This is a genomic window from Micrococcus luteus (genome assembly GCF_014138885.1).
Lineage (GTDB): Bacteria > Actinomycetota > Actinomycetes > Actinomycetales > Micrococcaceae > Micrococcus > Micrococcus luteus.
The window spans coordinates 917,588-934,316 of the sequence record NZ_JACJIK010000001.1; the positions used below are offsets into that span (position 1 = coordinate 917,588).

Genomic DNA, 16,729 nt, shown 5'->3' on the forward strand with positions numbered 1-16,729 from the left:
CCCGGGTCAGGGGATGCGCACGAGCACCGCCGTGATGTTGTCCCGGCCGCCGCGCCACAGGGCGGCGCCGATGAGCTTCTCGAGGGCGTCCTCGAGGGTGTCGGCGTCGTCGATCAGCGCGCGGATCTCCTCGTCCAGCAGCTCGCCGGTCAGGCCGTCGCTGCACAGCAGGACGAGGTCCCCGGAGGCGAGGGGGACCTCGGCCACGTCCACCGTGAGCGCCTCGCGCGAGCCGAGCGCGCGGGTGATGACGTTGCGGCGCGGGTGGACGCGGGCTTCGGCGGGGGTGAGCTCCCCCGCGTCGACGAGCATCTGGACCGCCGAGTGGTCCACCGTGAGCTGCTGGAGCACCGGCGAGCCGACGGGCCGCAGGTACACCCGGGAGTCGCCGACGTTCGCCACGGCCCAGCGGCCGCGCTCCGTGTCCAGGCAGGCCAGGACGGTCAGGGTGGTGCCGGAGCGCCCCAGCCCGGCCTCGACGACGGCGGCGTCCGCCTCGTGGATCAGGTGGCCGAGCTCCTGGGGCGTGTGGGCCGTGCCCGGGGCGAGCACCTCGGGGGCGCGGCGGCGCAGGGTCTCGATCGCGGCGGCCGAGGCCACCTCGCCGGCCTCGTGCCCGCCCATGCCGTCGGCCACGGCGGCGAGCACCAGCGGCTCCCCGACGAGGGTCCACGCGTCCTCGTTCAGGTCGCGGACGGCGCCCACGTGGGTGGCGCCCGCGGCCTGGGGCCGCGGCGCGGACGGGGTCTCGGGGCGGGGGTCCACGGGGTCCTCGATCAGTCGGCGAGCAGGGTCTGGGCCGACCCGTCCAAGAGCAGGGAGGGGCGGACCTCTCCGAACCCGCGGACGATCCTGGGCGGCTGCGGGACGAGCACGAAGCGCTCGTCCCGGGACAGGGCCGCAGCGGTCATGGCGTCCACGAGCACGGTACCCGGATCGGCCAGGGACGTCAGCCGCGCGGCGAGGTTCACGGTGGGCCCGTAGATGTCCCCCATGCGGGAGAGCACCCGTCCCCATGTCAGGGCGACGCGCGCCGAGGGCAGCTCCTCGTCCGCGGCGATGGTCTCGGCCAGGGAGAGCGCGATCGCGGCGCCGGCCTCGGGGGTCTCGGCGTTGAACATGACCTCGTCGCCGATGGTCTTCACGAGCCAGCCGCCGCCGGCCGAGATGGTCTCCGCGGCGAGGGACTCGAAGCGCAGCACCATGCGGGCCAGCGTCCGGTCGTCCATGGTCCGGGAGAGCGTCGTGTAGGAGACCATGTCCGCGAAGCCGACGGCGCGGGCCAGCGGCAGCGGCGCATCCGACTCGGAGCCGTCGCGGCCCTGGGCGCTGGCCGCCAGCCCGGCCTCCACGCGCACGGTCAGGCGCTGGACGGCGCGGTTGAGCTGGCGCCGGTAGACGATCCGCATGGCCTTCTCGAGCGGTCCGACCATGTCCGGGAGCATGTCGACGACGGCCCGCCGCGCCTCCGGGTCCGTCAGGTCCTCGGAGGCGATCTTGTCCTCCACGAGCGCCTCGATCTGCCACACCACCATGCGGTCCGTCATCTGCCCGATCGACCGGGCCAGCGAGATGGCGGTGTCCTCGTTCAGCGTCCCCGAGCGCACGAGCGTGAGCACGGACTCGAACGCCTCGATGTCCGCCTCGGTGAAGGCCTTGTGCCCCTCCGGCGACGTCGGATAGCCCAGCGCACGCCAGATCTTCCGGGCGGAGCCCATCGAGACGCCGAGGCGCCGCGCCACCTCCCGCGAGGTGTAGGCGCGCGGGCCCACCACCAGGCCGGCGTCGAGCGTGCGCATCGCGCTCGTCCAGCCGGCGGGCTGGGCGGAGCGCTCCTCGACGTCGCGGGCGGTCTCGTCCTCAGCCGACGGGACGATCGGCAGCGGTGCGGTGTCCGGTGTCTCCGGACGGCTCATCGGAGGTCTCCTGTCGGGACGGGGGCGGGCCAGGTTGCGGTGCGGGCCTGGCGGGTGAGGTGGGCCAGGGCCTCCTCGAAGCGCGCGGCCTCGGGGACGTCGCGCAGCCGCCAGTGGACCTGGCGGGCGGGCTCCTGGAAGAGGATGTGCAGGTCTCCGGCACCCGAGCCGCGGCGGCGCCGCTGCACGTCGGCGATGGACACGAGCGGCATGGCGGCCCCGGAGCCGCCGACGCCGGCGCCCTGGAGGATGCGGCGGTCGGTGAGCACGGTGCGCCGGAAGACCCAGCGCCACAGCGGGCGGATGGTGCCGGGGAGCAGGACGAGCGCCGCGACCACCCACGCGGCCGCCTCGAGCACGGCGCGGTTCGCGGCGACGATCCCGGGCAGGTCGGGGCGTGCGAGCACGCCGACGGCCAGGCCGAGCAGGAACGCGACGGCCACGAGGACCGCGGCCGGGCGCAGCAGCGCGCGCGGGTGGGTGCGGGTGCGCACCATCACCTGCTCACCGGGCTCGAGTCGCACGGCGGTCACCTCCTGACCGGGACGGGTGTGTCATGCGCCGCGATGGACGTCTCCGCGCAGGTGGGCCACGTCCCCCGCACTGACCTCGGTCTCGATTGTGCCACGGTCCGGTGTGACGTGCTTCACGCGCAGGGTGCCGCCGGGGCCGAGGCCCACGGCCGTGCCCTCCAGCACGCCGCCGCCGGGCAGCTCGGCGCGCACCGCGCGGCCCAGCGTGGAGAGCCGGTCCGCCACGGCCGCCACGGCCGGGTGACGCCCGTCCACGGCCGCCGTCTGCCCCGCCACGCCCGCCGCGAAGCGGTCCACGGCCGCCACGACGGCGTCACGCAGCTCGACCGCGAGGTCCCGGGGCGCGGGCACGGCGTCCGCGCCGATCCACTCCGCCAGGTCCGAGGCGGTGTCCACCGGGGCGGCCCCGCGGTGGTCCAGGTTCACGCCCATCCCGACGACGACGCCGGGCCCCTTGCCGTCCGAGGACAGCGCCACCGTGGCCAGCACGCCGCACAGCTTGCGCCCGTCGGTGGCGAGCACGTCGTTCGGCCACTTCACGTGCGTCAGGACGCCCCGGGCCGCGAGGCGCTCGGCGACCGTGGCGGAGGCGACGAGCGAGAGCCAGCTCAGATGGGCCGGGGAGACCGGCACCCCGCCGGACTCGGGACGCAGGTACACGGACAGGGCGAGCGCCGCACCCGGCGCGGCGCTCCACACCCGGGAGTGCCGTCCCCGGCCGGCCCGCTGGTCCGCGGTGGCCACGGCCGCACCGTGCCGGTGTCCCTCGCGGTCCAGCCGTGCGAGGAGCTCATCCTGCGTGGAGCCGGCGGAGTCCAGCCAGGTCAGATCCGGTGTGGGGGCGTCGTCGGGGTGCATGCCCCTAGATATACACGGCGTTCCCGGGGGCGGGCTGGGCGGGCCGATCCGCTCCCGGGGCGCGCGGAGGGGCGGCCCGGGCCGACGTCCTCGTCGTTTGTGGGCTTCCTCCAACCGAGGGCGTCCGCGGCGGCCCGTAGACTGGCCGACTGAGCCTCCGCATCTGGCGGACCACCACAAGGAGGACGTGTGACCGATCCCGATCTGACCACCACGGCCGGCCGGCTGGCCGACCTGCATCGGCGGCTCGAGGCGACGGCCGCGCCCGGCGGCCCGGACGCCGTCGAGCGCCAGCACGCGCGCGGCAAGCACACCGCGCGCGAGCGGATCGACCTCCTCCTGGACGAGGGCTCCTTCGTGGAGCTGGACGCGCTGGCCGTGCACCGCACCACCGCGTTCGGCATGGACGCCAAGCACCCGGCCGGCGATGGCCTGGTGTCCGGCTTCGGCACCGTGGACGGACGCCAGGTGGCCGTCTACTCCCAGGACTTCACCGTGTTCGGCGGCTCGCTGTCCGAGCGCAACGGACAGAAGATCGTGAAGGTCCAGGAGTTCGCCGCGCGCAACGGCTGCCCCGTGATCGGCATCCTCGACGGCGGCGGCGCGCGCATCCAGGAGGGCGTGGCCTCCCTCGCCCAGTTCGCGGACATCTTCCGGAACAACGTCCTGGCCTCGGGCATGATCCCGCAGATCTCGCTGATCATGGGCCCCTCCGCCGGCGGCGCGGCCTATTCGCCGGCGCTGACGGACGTCGTGGTGATGGTGGACCAGACCTCGCACATGTTCATCACCGGCCCGGACGTGATCAAGACCGTCACGGGCGAGGACGTGGACATGGAGACCCTCGGCGGCGCCCGCTCGCACAACGCCACCTCCGGCACCGCCCACTACATGGCCTCCTCGGAGGAGGACGCGATCGCCTACGTGCAGGAGCTGCTCGAGCTGCTGCCCTCCAACAACCTCGCGGAGGCCCCGACCTTCGAGGCCGCGGACCCGGAGCCCACGGACGAGGACCTCGCCCTGGACGAGATCGTCCCGGACTCCGCCAACCAGCCCTACGACATGCTCGAGGTCATCGCCTCGATCGTGGACGAGGGCCACCTGCTGCAGCTGCAGGAGCTGTACGCGCCCAACGTGATCACCGGCCTGGCCCGCCTGGACGGCATGAGCGTGGGCGTCGTCGCGAACCAGCCGATGCAGTTCGCCGGCACCCTGGACATCGCCGCCTCGGAGAAGGCCGCGCGGTTCGTGCGCTTCTGCGACGCGTTCAACATCCCGATCATCACCCTCGTGGACGTGCCCGGGTTCCTGCCCGGCACGGACCAGGAGTTCAACGGCATCATCCGCCGCGGCGCCAAGCTGATCTACGCCTACGCCGAGGCCACCGTGCCGAAGCTGACCGTGATCACGCGCAAGGCCTTCGGCGGCGCGTACATCGTGATGGGCTCCAAGAAGCTCGGCGCGGACCTGAACCTGGCCTGGCCGAGCGCCCAGATCGGCGTGATGGGCGCCCAGGGCGCCGTGAACATCCTGTACCGGCGCGACCTGAAGGCGACGGCGGAGGCGGGCGGCGACGTCGACGCGCGCCGGGCCGAGATCGTGGCCGACTACGAGGCCGAGCTGCTCAACCCGTACCAGGCCGCCGAGCTGGGCTACGTGGACGCCGTGGTGCCCCCGCACGCCACCCGCGGCCAGCTCATCCGCGCCCTGCGCGCCACCCTGCACAAGCGCGAGGCCCGCCCCGCCAAGAAGCACGGGAACATGCCGCTGTGAGCGCCCTGCTGGGTCCGGGCGCCCCGGACGAGAACGACGAGTCGACGCAGGCCACGCCGGCGTCGGCCGACCCGCTGCAGCTCAGCGGCCCGGAGTTGGAGCCGGAGGAGATGGCGGCGCTGGCCGCCGTCCTCGAGGCGGCCGCCGCGGCCCGGGCCGAAGCCGCCCGGCTCGCCGCCGCGGCCGCCGACCCCCGTCCCCTGGACCGCACGCTCCGCCGTCGCGGCGACCTGGGCCTGTGGGCCCGGCCCGGCCGCGGCCAGTGGCGTCAGGGCGCGGGCCCGCAGTGAGCCGGGGGCGGGTGCCAGCGCCTAGAGTGCCGGTATGACCCAGCACACCTCCGAGGCCGCCGCCGACGGCGCCCGCACCCCGTCCGCCATCGACGCGCTCGCCGAGCGCTACGTGACCGACCTCCTCGCCCTGCATCCGGACACCGCCACCGAGCTCGGCTTCCCCGGCCGGGAGACCGAGTACACGGACTTCTCCCCCGCCGGCGCCCGCGCCGACGACGAGCTCAACGCCCGCCTGCTCGAGGACTTGGCCGCGCTCGAGCCGCAGGACGAGACGGACCGCGTCACGAAGGCGGCCATGCAGGAGCGCATCGGCCTCGAGCGGGAGATCCACGCGACCGGCCGCACCGAACTGAACAACATCGCCTCCCCCGCTCAGGGCATCCGCGCGGTCTTCGACCTCATGCCCACGGACACCGCGGAGCAGTGGGGCCACATCGCCGGCCGCCTCGAGAACCTGCCGGCCGCCCTGCGCGGCTACACCGAGTCCCTGCTCGCCTCCCGCGACGCCGGCCACGTGGCCGCGGTGCGCCAGGTGGACATCGTGGTGGAGCAGGCCCGCGCCCACGGCGGCGCGGGCGGGTTCTTCCCGGGCCTGGTCGAGCGGGCCGAGGCAGCCGACGTCGTGGACGACGCCCTGGCCGCCCGCATCCGCTCCGGCGCGGACACCGCCGCGCAGGCCTACCGCGACTTCGCGGCCACGCTCGAGGCCGAGCTGCGCCCGCACGCCCCGGAGGCGGACGGCGTCGGGATCGACTACTACCGGCTGGCCTCCCGCGTCTTCCTCGGCGCCGAGATCGACCTCGAGGAGACCTACCGCTGGGGCCAGGAGGAGCTGGCCCGCATCATCGCCGCGCAGCAGGCGGACGCCGAGCGCATCCGGCCGGGCGCCACGATCGAGGAGGCGCGCGCGATCCTGGACGCGGACCCGGAGCGCACCCTGAAGGGCACCGAGGCCCTGCGCACGTGGATGCAGCGGCTCTCCGACGACGCGGTCGAGGCCATGAAGGAGCACTTCGAGATCCCGGCCCCGATGGACCGGCTCGAGTGCATGATCGCCCCCACCCAGGAGGGCGGCATCTACTACACCGGCCCCTCGGACGACTTCTCCCGGCCCGGCCGCATGTGGTGGTCCGTGCCCCCGGGCGAGGACGAGTTCACCACGTGGGCGGAGACCACCACGGTCTACCACGAGGGCGTGCCGGGCCATCACCTGCAGATCGCCACCGCCATGATGAACCGGGAGAACCTCAACCTGTGGCGCCGCAGCTTCTGCTGGACGTCCGGCCACGGTGAGGGCTGGGCGCTGTACGCGGAGAAGCTCATGGAGGAGCTCGGCTTCCTCGACGACCCGGGCGACCATCTCGGCATGCTGGACATGCAGCGCATGCGCGCGGCCCGCGTGGTGTTCGACATCGGCTACCACTGCGGCTTCGACGCCCCCGAGTCCGAGGGCGGCGGCGCGTGGACCCCGGAGAAGGGCTACGCGTTCCTGGCCAAGCACCTGATGATCTCCGAGGGCCAGCGCCGCTTCGAGTTCACGCGCTACCTCGGCTGGCCGGGGCAGGCGCCGGCGTACAAGGTGGGCCAGCGCATCTGGGAGCAGATCCGCGCCGAGCACGAGCAGGCCGAGGGCGCCGACTTCGACCTCAAGGCCTTCCACACCCGGGCCCTGCGCCTGGGCGGCATGGGCCTGGACACCCTGCGGGAGGCGCTCGCGTGATCCCGCACGACGACGGCGCGGCCGGCCCCGGCACGGGCCTGCGGCTGGTGCTCGGCTCGGCCTCCCCCGGCCGGGCGGAGGTCCTGACCCGGGCGCGGGTGCCGTTCCGCGTCGTCGTCTCGGGGGTGGACGAGGCGGCCGTGGGCGCGGCGGCGGGCGACCCGTCGCCGGCGGAGCTGGCGGGCCTGCTGGCGGAGGCCAAGGGCCGCGATGTGGCCGCCCGTGTGGCGGGCGCCGGCGTCGAGGCCCCCACGCTCGTGCTCGGCTGCGACTCCGTGTTCGAGTTCGAGGGCCGCGCCCACGGCAAGCCCTACGAGCCCGAGGTCGCCGTCGAGCGCTGGCGCGCCCAGGCCGGCCGGGAGGGCGTGCTGCATTCGGGCCACTGGGTGGGCCTGGTGCTGCCGGAGCCCGGGGTCGAGTCCGGGATGGCCGCGGAGGCGGGCGTGGTGTCCGCCGTCGTGCGCTTCGGCGCCGTCACCGAGGCCGAGATCCAGGCCTACGTGGCCACGGGCGAGCCGCTGCACTGCGCGGGCGCGTTCACGGTGGACGGCGCGGGCGCGGCCCTCGTGGACGGCGTGGACGGGGATCCCAACGCGGTGATCGGGCTGTCCGTGGCGTGGCTGCGGCGGGCCACGGCGGCCCTGGGCCAGGACTTCACCCGATTGTGGGAACCCTCCAACGCGCAGCGCTGATCCGGCGCGACAGGGCCACGTGCCTCGGAGGGTTCCGCCACAACGAGTAGGGTGCTGGTCAGAGTCGGCGCCGTCCCGCGCCTTTCGCCCCACCGGGTGAGGGGCACGACCCCGGACGTGGCGCCCGCACCCCCAGCCGTGATCGTCCGAGGAGTCCATCGCCCATGAGCATCGCCGACGCACCGCAGGCCTCGGTCGTCCCGCCCGTCGACCCCGCGGCGGAGCGCCGGTTCTCCCGGGTGCTGATCGCCAACCGCGGTGAGATCGCCGTGCGCATCATCCGGGCCTGCCAGGACGAGGGGCTGACCTCCGTGGCCGTCTACGCCGAGCCGGACCGGGACGCCCTGCACGTGAAGCTCGCGGACGAGGCCGTGGCCCTCGGCGGGGAGAGCGCCGCCGACTCCTATCTGGTGGTCGGCAAGATCCTCGACGCCGCCGAGCGCGCGGGCGCGGACGCCGTGCACCCCGGCTACGGCTTCCTCTCCGAGAACGCGGACTTCGCGCGCGCCGTGGCCGACGCCGGCCTCGTGTGGATCGGCCCGCCCGCCGCGGCGATCGACCGGCTGGGCGACAAGGTCTCGGCCCGCCAGCTGGCCACCAAGGTCGGCGCCCCGCTGGCGCCGGGCACCACCTCCCCGGTGACCGGCACGGAGGAGGTCGTCGCGTTCGCGGACGAGTTCGGCCTGCCGGTGGCCATCAAGGCGGCCTACGGCGGCGGCGGCCGCGGCATCAAGGTGGCCCGCACGCGCGAGGAGATCCCCGAGTTCTACGAGTCCGCGGTCCGTGAGGCCGTGGCCGCGTTCGGCCGGGGCGAGTGCTTCGTGGAGCGCTTCCTGGACAAGCCGCGCCACGTGGAGACGCAGTGCCTGGCGGACGTGCACGGCGACGTCGTCGTGATCTCCACCCGCGACTGCTCGCTGCAGCGCCGCAACCAGAAGCTCGTGGAGGAGGCCCCGGCGCCGTTCCTCACGGACGAGCAGAACGCCCGCCTCGTGGAGTCCTCCAAGGCGATCCTGCAGGAGGCCGGCTACGTCGGCGCGGGCACGTGCGAGTTCCTCGTGGGCCAGGACGGGACCATCTCCTTCCTCGAGGTGAACACGCGCCTGCAGGTGGAGCACCCGGTCTCCGAGGAGATCACCGGCATCGACCTCGTGCGCGAGCAGTTCCGCCTGGCCCGCGGCGAGGCCCTCGGCTACACGGACCCGCAGCCCCGCGGCCACTCGATCGAGTTCCGCCTCAACGGCGAGGACCCGGGCCGCAACTTCCTGCCCGCCCCCGGCCGGCTCACCACGTTCCGCATGCCCAGCGGCCCGGGCGTGCGCGTGGACTCCGGCGTGGTGGAGGGCGAGACCGTGTCCGGGGCCTTCGACTCCATGGTCGCCAAGCTGATCGTCACCGGCGCGGACCGCCGCCAGGCCCTGCAGCGCGCCGCCCGCGCCCTGCGCGAGGCCGAGATCGTCGGCATGCCCTCGGTGCTGCCCTTCCATCGCGCCGTGGTGCGCGACCCCGCCTTCGCCCCCGAGATCGCCGGCTCGGAGGAGCCGTTCTCGGTGCACACCCGGTGGATCGAGACGGAGTTCGCGAACCGCATCGAGCCGAGCGCCCTCACCCCGGCCGAGCCGGCCCCCCGCGAGGCGCGCCACACCGTGACCGTGGAGGTCAACGGCAAGCGCGTGGACGTCACCCTGCCCACGTGGGGCGAGGCCCTGCACACGATCTCCGGCGCCGCCCAGCGGGCCGGTGCGGGACGACGCCGGCCCCGCGGCAAGCGCGGCGCACCGGTGGCCGCGGCCGTCAGCACGGACGCGCTGACCGCCCCGATGCAGGGCACCGTGGTGAAGGTCGCCGCCGAGAACGGCCAGACCGTGGCCGAGGGCGACCTGATCGTGGTCGTGGAGGCCATGAAGATGGAGCAGCCGCTCGCGGCCCACCGCGCGGGCGTGGTCAGCGGTCTCGAGGTCGAGCCGGGCCAGACGGTCACGGCCGGCACGGTGATCGCCACCATCGCCGACGCGGAGTGAGCCGCCGGCGACGACGGCGGGGAGCGCCGGCGTCGTGGGCTGGTTCCACATGGTGGACGACGAGGATGTGACTCTCGCAGATCGGCGCGACGAGGCTTAACCTGACACGCATCTTCGTCTCACATCGTGGTCGCTCGCGACCCCCTGTGCCCGTCATACCAGGGAGACACCATGTCCCACTCCACCCCGCCCGTGAACCCGGGCGCCCCCACCGATCTCACGTCGGACGCGGTCGCCACCGCGGAGGAGGTGCCCCGCTCGCGGGTCATCATCGCCTCCCTCGTGGGCACCTCGATCGAGTTCTACGACTTCTACATCTACGCCACGGCCGCCGTCTCGGTGTTCCCGCTGATCTTCTTCGCGGGCGGCGACGACAACACGGCCCTGCTGGCCTCCATGGCCACCTTCGGCGCGGCGTTCATCGCCCGGCCGCTGGGCGCCGTCGTCTTCGGCCACCTGGGCGATCGCGTGGGCCGCAAGACCACGCTCATCGGCTCGCTGCTGACCATGGGCATCGCGACGTTCCTCATCGGCCTGCTGCCCACGTACTTCCAGATCGGCCTGTGGGCGCCGGCCATGCTGACGCTGCTGCGCTTCTTCCAGGGTCTGGGGCTCGGCGGCGAGTGGTCCGGCGCCGCCCTGCTGGCCACCGAGTACGCCAAGGACGGCAAGCGCGCGCAGGCGGCCATGTGGCCGCAGCTCGGCGCGCCGATCGGCTTCCTGCTGGCCAACGGCCTGTTCCTCGCGCTCGTGCTCGGCTTCGACCACGACTCCACGAGCCCGGTGCTCGACGGCCCGTTCCTCACGTGGGTGTGGCGCGTGCCGTTCCTGCTCTCGATCGTGATGGTGGCCGTGGGCCTCTACGTCCGCGTCAAGCTCGAGGAGACCCCGGTCTTCCAGCGCGCCCTCGACCGCGACCAGCGTGTGAAGGCGCCGCTGGGCGAGGTCTTCCGCCGCAACTGGTGGGAGCTGATCCTGGGCACCTTCGTCATGTACGCCACCTACGTGCTCTTCTACCTGATGACCACGTGGATCCTGTCCTACGCGATCGGCAAGCCGGCCAACGGCTTCCTGGGTGTCCCCTACGCCGAGTTCCTCGTGCTGCAGCTGGTCGGCATCCTGTTCTTCGCGGCGTTCGTGCCGGTCTCCGGCCTGCTGGCTGACCGCTTCGGCCGCCGCCCCACCCTGATCGTGATCTCGGTGCTCATGGTGCTGTTCGGCCTCTCGTTCGGCCTGTGGCTCTCGCCGGAGAACATGGGCGTGGGCGCGGAGCTGAACGTGCCGCTGATGCTGGCGTTCCTGGCCACGGGCATGACGCTCATGGGCCTGACCTTCGGGCCGATGTCCGCGGTGCTGCCCGAGCTGTTCCCCACGAACACGCGCTACACCGGCTCCGGCATCGCCTACAACGTGTCCTCGATCCTCGGCGCGGCGCTGACCCCCTTCATCGCGGCCTGGCTCGTGCAGAAGTTCGACGTCTCCTACGTCGGCTACTACCTGGCCGCCGCCTCGGCGATCACCGTCATCGCGCTGGTGCTCTCCCCCGAGACCCGCCACACGGACCTCGACACCGTCACCTCGGCCCGGGAGCGCCGCGCCGCCACCCGCTGACCCCGCCCGCCCGGGGCCCCCGCCCGCACTGTCGAACGTGACATCGGGGGAATGGACGCTTTCGGTCGTGAGATAGGGCCTATCTCACGACCGAAAGTCGTCTCTGGGTCAGATGCGCACGTGCAGGCGGCGGGCCGCCTCCGCGATCGACCCGGACATGGACGGGTACACGGTGAAGGTGTCCGCGAGGTCGTCCACGTGCAGCTTGTGCGTGACCGCGAGCGCGAGCGCGTAGATCAGCTCGGAGGCGCGCGGCGAGACCACCACGCCGCCGATCACGGTGCCGGAGCCCTGACGGGCGAAGATCTTCACGAACCCCTCCTCCGCGCCGGACATCTTGGCGCGGGGGTTGGTGTGGAAGTCCAGGCGCAGCACGTCCGCCTGGTACTGGCCGGAGTCCACCTGCGCCTGCGTGACGCCCACGGTGGCGATCTCCGGCGAGGTGAAGATGTTCGAGGCCAGCAGGTGCGGGCGCAGCGGCTTGAGGGCGTCGCCGAGCAGGTGGGCGACGGCGATGCGCCCCTGCATGGCCGCCACCGAGGCGAGGGCGAGCTTGCCCGTGCAGTCGCCCGCCGCGTAGATGCTCGGCACGGACGTGCGGGAGACGCCGTCCACGAGCACGTGGCCGGAGCCGGTCAGCTTCACGCCCACGTCGTCGAGGCCGAGGCCCGCCGTGTTCGGCACGCCGCCGACGGCCACGAGGGCGTGGGAGCCCTCGATCGACGGGGTGTCCTCGGCGCCCTCGCCGGAGAGGTGCACGCGCACGCCGGTCTCGGTCCGCTCGACGGACTCGGCCCGGGAGCGGGAGACCACCCTGAGGCCGTTGCCCTCGAAGACCTTCTCGAGCAGCTCGGCGGCGTCGGCGTCCTCGCCGGGGAGCACGCGGTCGCGCGAGGAGACGAGGGTGACCTTGGCGCCGAGGCGGTTGTAGGCCGAGGCGAACTCGGCGCCGGTGACGCCGGAGCCCACGACGATCAGGTGCTCGGGCAGCTCCTTGAGGTTGTAGACCTGCTTCCAGTTGAAGATCCGCTCGCCGTCCGGGACGGCGGTGGGCAGCTCGCGGGGGCTCGCGCCGACGGCCACGAGGATCGCGTCCGAGGTGATGATCTCGGGCTCGGCGCCGGCGTCGGCGTCGTCGAGGGCGCGGACGGACACCTCGTGGGGGCCGACGACGCGGCCCACGCCGTCGATCACCCGGACGCCGACCCGCTCGAGGCCCGCGCGGATGTCCGAGGACTGCTCGTGGGCCAGGTTCAGGATGCGGCGGCCGACCTGGCCCATGTCCGCGTGGACGTCGCCCCCGCCGAGGTCGACGCCCAGGTCCACGGAGGCGCCCACGCGGCGCATCGAGTCGGCGGCGGCGATCAGCGTCTTGGAGGGGACCACGTCCGTGAGGACGGCCGCGCCGCCCAACCCCTGGCGCTCGACCAGGGTCACGCGGGCGCCCAGCTTCGCGGCCACCATGGCGGCCTCGTAGCCGCCGGGGCCGCCGCCGATGATGGTCAGGGACGGGATGAAGGTGCTGTTTTCCTCGGTCACGGGCTCCATTGTGTCCGCCACGGACGGGAAAGTCCTAGCCAGCGGCCACGGGACACCGCCTAGACTCCACGACGTGACCGACCAGACCAGCATCCCCTCCCCCGACTCCCCCCTGACCGGCGACCACCCGGGCTTCGCCGAGGCCCGCGCGGCCGCCGACTCCCTCGCCCGGGCGACGGGCGTGGCGGAGCACCGCGTCGCCGTCGTCCTCGGCTCCGGCTGGGGCGAGGCCGCCGGCCTGATCGGCGAGGAGGTCGCCGCCGTGCCGCTGGCCGAGGTGCCCGGCTTCCACGCCCCGAAAGTGCCCGGCCACAACGCGGTGATCCGCTCGGTCCGACTGCCGGACGGCACGCACGCCCTCGTCTTCGGCTCGCGCACGCACTTCTACGAGTCCCGCGACGCCCAGGCCGTGGCGCACACCGTCCGCACCGCCGCCGCCGCCGGGGCGCGCACCGTGGTGCTGACCAACGGCTGCGGTGGCCTGGACCCGGAGATCGCTCCGGGCACCCCCGTCCTGCTCGCGGACCACATCAACCTCACCGGCGCCACCCCGCTCGCCGGCGCCACGTTCGTCGACCTCACCGACCTCTACTCCCCGCGGCTGCGCGCGATCGCCCGCGAGGTGGACCCGTCCCTGCGCGAGGGCGTGTACGTCCAGTTCGCCGGCCCACAGTATGAGACCCCCGCCGAGGTGCGGATGGCGCGCACCCTCGGCGGCGATCTCGTCGGCATGTCCACGGCACTGGACGCGATCGCGGCCCGTCACGCCGGGCTGGAGGTGTTCGGCATCTCGCTGGTGACCAACCTCGGCGCCGGCATCTCGGAGACGCCGCTGTCCCACGCCGAGGTCGTGGAGGCCGGTCAGGCCGCCGGCCCGCGCATCGCGCGCCTGCTCGCGGACATCGTGGGGCGGCTCTGATGCCCGCGCATCCCCCGCACGACGACGTCGCCGCGCTCCCGGAGGACGTCCTCGCCCGGGCTGAGCGGTGGGCGACGGAGGACCCCGACCCCGCGCACCGGGACACCCTGCGCGCCGAGCTCGACGCGGCCGCCGGCGTCGGCCCGGAGGCCGCGGCCGCCCGGGCGGCGCTCGCCGCCCGCTTCGCCGGGCCGCTCGCCTTCGGCACCGCCGGCCTGCGCGCCGAGGAGGGCCCGGGCGAGTCCCGCATGAACCGGCTCGTGGTGCGTCGCACCGCGGCGGGTCTGGCCGCCCACCTGTGGGACGGCGTCGGACGGGACGCTGCCCCGCCGCTGGCCGTCGTCGGGTACGACGCGCGACGCGGTTCGGCCGCCTTCGCCGCGGACACGGCCGCCGTCCTGACGGCCGCGGGCGTGCAGACCGTCCTGCTGCCGGACCCGCTGCCGACGCCGGTGCTCGCCTTCGCGGTGCGCCATCTCAGCGCGGACGCGGGCGTGATGGTCACGGCCAGCCACAACCCGCCCGCGGACAACGGCTACAAGGTCTACCTCGGCGGGCGGCTCACGGACGAGGCGGGCCGGGGGGCGCAGATCGTCTCCCCCGCGGACGCGCAGATCGCCGCCCGCATCGACCACGCGGCGTGGGCCGCGGACATCCCGCTCGCCGACGACGGCTGGACCGTGGCCGGGCCGGACCTGCTGGAGGCCTACCGCGCGGCGGCCCTCGGCGTGCTCGACGACGACCGGCACGGCCACCGCGACCTGCGCGTGGTCTACACGCCCCTGCACGGAGTGGGCGGCGCCGTGGTCCCGGGCCTGCTCGAGGACGCCGGCTTCGGCCCCGTCCACGTGGTGGCCGAGCAGGCCGCCCCGGACCCGGCCTTCCCCACGGTCGCGTTCCCCAACCCGGAGGAGCCGGGGGCGATGGACCTCGCCCTCGCCCTGGCCGCCGAGGTGGACGCGGACCTGGTGATCGCCAACGACCCCGACGCCGACCGCCTGGCCCTGGCCGCGCCCGTCACCGACGCGGACGGTGCCCGCACGTGGCGGATGCTCTCGGGCGACGCCGTCGGGACGCTGCTGGGCGCGCACGCGATGCCGGCCCTGCACGCGGCCGGCCGCAGCGCCGCGAACTCCGTGGTCTCCTCCCCGCAGCTGGCCGCCCTGGCGGAGGCGAACGGGGTGAGGCACCACGTCACGCTGACCGGCTTCAAGTGGATCTCCCGCGCCCCGGACCTCGGCTTCGGCTACGAGGAGGCCCTCGGCTACTGCGTGGACCCGGACATGGTGCGGGACAAGGACGGCATCACGGCCGCCCTCATGGCCGCGGAGCTGGCCGCCGCCCTCACAGCGCAGGGACGCGGCCTGACGGACGCCCTGGCCGACGTCGACGCGGTCACCGGCGCCATGCCCAGCGCCCAGGTCTCGGTCCGCGTGGCGGACCTGTCCCTGATCGCCCGCACCATGACGGCCCTGCGTCAGCAGGCGCCGGCCACGCTCGCGGGGGAACCGGTCACCGTGCGCCGGGACCTGGCCGCCGGCGGGGACGGGCTGCCGCCGACGGACGCACTGCTGTTCGCCACCGACTCCGGCACCCGCGTCCTCGTGCGCCCCTCCGGCACCGAGCCCAAGCTCAAGTGCTACCTCGGCACCCGGGACGCCGACCCGGCCGCGGCCGCCGAGCGGCTCGAGGCGCTGCGCGCCGAGGTGACGGCCCTCGTGGGCGGCTGAGCCTCGGTAGGCTGGCGGACATGACCGTCTCCCTCACCACCGCCGAGCTGGCGAAGTACATCGACGCGACCGCCCTGAAGGCCGACACCTCGGAGGCGGACGTGCGCCGCCTCGTGGCCGAGTCCCGCGAGGCCGGGGTCAAGAGCGTCTGCATCAACCCCGTGTGGGTGCCGCTGGTGGCCGCCGAGCTCGCGGGCTCGGACGTGCTGACCTGCACCGTGATCGGCTTCCCCCTCGGCGCCAACGCCTCGGAGGTCAAGGCCTTCGAGGCCCGGCAGGCGATCGACGCCGGCGCGGACGAGGTGGACATGGTCCTCGACGTCGCCGCGGCCCGCGCCGGGGACCGCGACCGGCTCGTCGCGGACGTCCGCGCCGTGGCCGAGGCCGCGCACGCGGATGGCCCCGCAGGCGACGGCGGGGCGCTGCTCAAGGTGATCGTGGAGACCGCCCTGCTGGACGACGACGCGATCGTCCTGGCCTGCGAGGCCGCGGTCGAGGCCGGGGCGGACTTCGTGAAGACCTCCACGGGCTTCTCCACCGCGGGCGCCACCGTCGAGCACGTCGCGCTGATGCGCCGCACCGTGGGCGAGCGCATCGGCGTGAAGGCCTCCGGCGGGGTGCGCACCCGCGCGGACGCCCTGGCGATGATCGAGGCCGGCGCCACCCGGATCGGGGCCAGCTCCGCGCTTGCTATCCTGGGATCCGACTGACTCGCATCACTTCGGCCGGGCGTCCGCCCCGGCCGGGACCGCACCGAAGGAGCATCACGTGATCCGCAACGGCAAGGCCATCGACCACTCCAACGTGGGCGGCGTCTGGGGTTCCCTGATCGCCTTCATCGTCGCCTTCGGCGCGTTCCTCGGCTGCCTCTACGCCATGGGCTTCTGGTCGCTCGAGTCGGTCTGGATCCCCGGCCTGATCGCGCTGGCCCTGGCCACTGTGGCCTTCATGATCCCCAAGGCGTTCCTGGGCCGCAGCGACACCGTGGACACCACCGCCATCCACACCCGTCCCGTCGTCGAGCACGCCGCCTCCGGCGCCCACGCCGTCGAGACCGGCGCCGCGCACCGCTGAGCCGTCCCGGAGCCGAGGATCGCTGACACCGGTCGTCCGGCCGCCGCGCG

The 16,729-nt window shown here is 74.2% G+C and carries 15 protein-coding genes; 10 read left to right on the plus strand and 5 right to left on the minus strand.

Annotation, left to right across the window (positions count from 1 at the left end; all coding sequences use genetic code 11):
• Nucleotides 1-6 precede the first annotated feature (6 nt).
• The 4 genes from HDA34_RS04215 to HDA34_RS04230 are packed head-to-tail and all read right to left on the minus strand — an operon-like array spanning nt 7 to nt 3,307.
• Nucleotides 7-765 (minus strand): PP2C family protein-serine/threonine phosphatase, encoded by a 759-nt coding sequence (locus HDA34_RS04215; protein ID WP_020625514.1) that lies wholly within the window; start codon nt 763-765, stop codon nt 7-9.
• Between the two features lie 11 nt (nt 766-776).
• A complete protein-coding gene (locus tag HDA34_RS04220; RefSeq protein WP_060973731.1) occupies nt 777-1,916 on the minus strand; it encodes an adenylate/guanylate cyclase domain-containing protein in 1,140 nt (379 codons plus the stop codon).
• Complete coding sequence (locus HDA34_RS04225) at nt 1,913-2,440, minus strand: PH domain-containing protein (protein WP_041103555.1); 528 nt, start codon at nt 2,438-2,440, stop codon at nt 1,913-1,915. The genes HDA34_RS04220 and HDA34_RS04225 overlap by 4 nt, the downstream gene beginning before the upstream one ends.
• Nucleotides 2,441-2,470: 30 nt before the next feature.
• A complete protein-coding gene (locus tag HDA34_RS04230; protein WP_041103545.1) occupies nt 2,471-3,307 on the minus strand; it encodes a biotin--[acetyl-CoA-carboxylase] ligase in 837 nt (278 codons plus the stop codon).
• 189 nt (nt 3,308-3,496) lie between these two features.
• Between HDA34_RS04230 and HDA34_RS04235 the strand changes: the two genes are divergently transcribed.
• From HDA34_RS04235 to HDA34_RS04260, 6 genes are all read left to right on the plus strand, one after another.
• Entirely contained in the window at nt 3,497-5,080 is a 1,584-nt protein-coding gene (locus HDA34_RS04235; RefSeq protein WP_041103546.1) for an acyl-CoA carboxylase subunit beta, read from the plus strand.
• A complete protein-coding gene (locus HDA34_RS04240) occupies nt 5,077-5,370 on the plus strand; it encodes a hypothetical protein (RefSeq protein ID WP_101965796.1) in 294 nt (97 codons plus the stop codon). Before HDA34_RS04235 ends, HDA34_RS04240 begins: the two co-directional genes overlap by 4 nt.
• 34 nt (nt 5,371-5,404) lie before the next feature.
• A complete protein-coding gene (locus tag HDA34_RS04245) occupies nt 5,405-7,093 on the plus strand; it encodes a DUF885 domain-containing protein (protein WP_041103547.1) in 1,689 nt (562 codons plus the stop codon).
• A complete protein-coding gene (locus tag HDA34_RS04250) occupies nt 7,090-7,785 on the plus strand; it encodes a Maf family protein (RefSeq protein WP_041103548.1) in 696 nt (231 codons plus the stop codon). The genes HDA34_RS04245 and HDA34_RS04250 overlap by 4 nt, the downstream gene beginning before the upstream one ends.
• Nucleotides 7,786-7,949: 164 nt before the next feature.
• Entirely contained in the window at nt 7,950-9,806 is a 1,857-nt protein-coding gene (locus HDA34_RS04255) for an acetyl/propionyl/methylcrotonyl-CoA carboxylase subunit alpha (RefSeq protein ID WP_095353457.1), read from the plus strand.
• Nucleotides 9,807-9,977: 171 nt separating this feature from the next.
• Nucleotides 9,978-11,417 (plus strand): MFS transporter, encoded by a 1,440-nt coding sequence (locus tag HDA34_RS04260; RefSeq protein WP_041103550.1) that lies wholly within the window; start codon nt 9,978-9,980, stop codon nt 11,415-11,417.
• A 108-nt stretch (nt 11,418-11,525) separates the two neighbouring features.
• Here HDA34_RS04260 and HDA34_RS04265 read toward each other — a convergent pair whose 3' ends face one another.
• A complete protein-coding gene (locus tag HDA34_RS04265) occupies nt 11,526-12,956 on the minus strand; it encodes an NAD(P)H-quinone dehydrogenase (RefSeq protein WP_081097739.1) in 1,431 nt (476 codons plus the stop codon).
• Between the two features lie 73 nt (nt 12,957-13,029).
• On the opposite strand from HDA34_RS04265, the gene HDA34_RS04270 reads away from it, so the two are divergent.
• From HDA34_RS04270 to HDA34_RS04285, 4 genes are read left to right on the plus strand one after another with little or no spacing between them, the layout of a single operon-like run.
• Entirely contained in the window at nt 13,030-13,875 is an 846-nt protein-coding gene (locus HDA34_RS04270) for a purine-nucleoside phosphorylase (RefSeq protein WP_060973872.1), read from the plus strand.
• On the plus strand, nt 13,875-15,605 hold the full coding sequence (locus HDA34_RS04275) for a phospho-sugar mutase (RefSeq protein WP_060973873.1): 1,731 nt from the start codon (nt 13,875-13,877) through the stop codon (nt 15,603-15,605). Before HDA34_RS04270 ends, HDA34_RS04275 begins: the two co-directional genes overlap by 1 nt.
• Before the next feature lie 20 nt (nt 15,606-15,625).
• Complete coding sequence (deoC, locus tag HDA34_RS04280; protein WP_036340586.1) at nt 15,626-16,315, plus strand: deoxyribose-phosphate aldolase; 690 nt, start codon at nt 15,626-15,628, stop codon at nt 16,313-16,315.
• A gap of 58 nt (nt 16,316-16,373) precedes the next feature.
• Entirely contained in the window at nt 16,374-16,679 is a 306-nt protein-coding gene (locus tag HDA34_RS04285) for a hypothetical protein (RefSeq protein ID WP_036317357.1), read from the plus strand.
• The last annotated feature ends 50 nt before the right edge of the window (nt 16,680-16,729 follow it).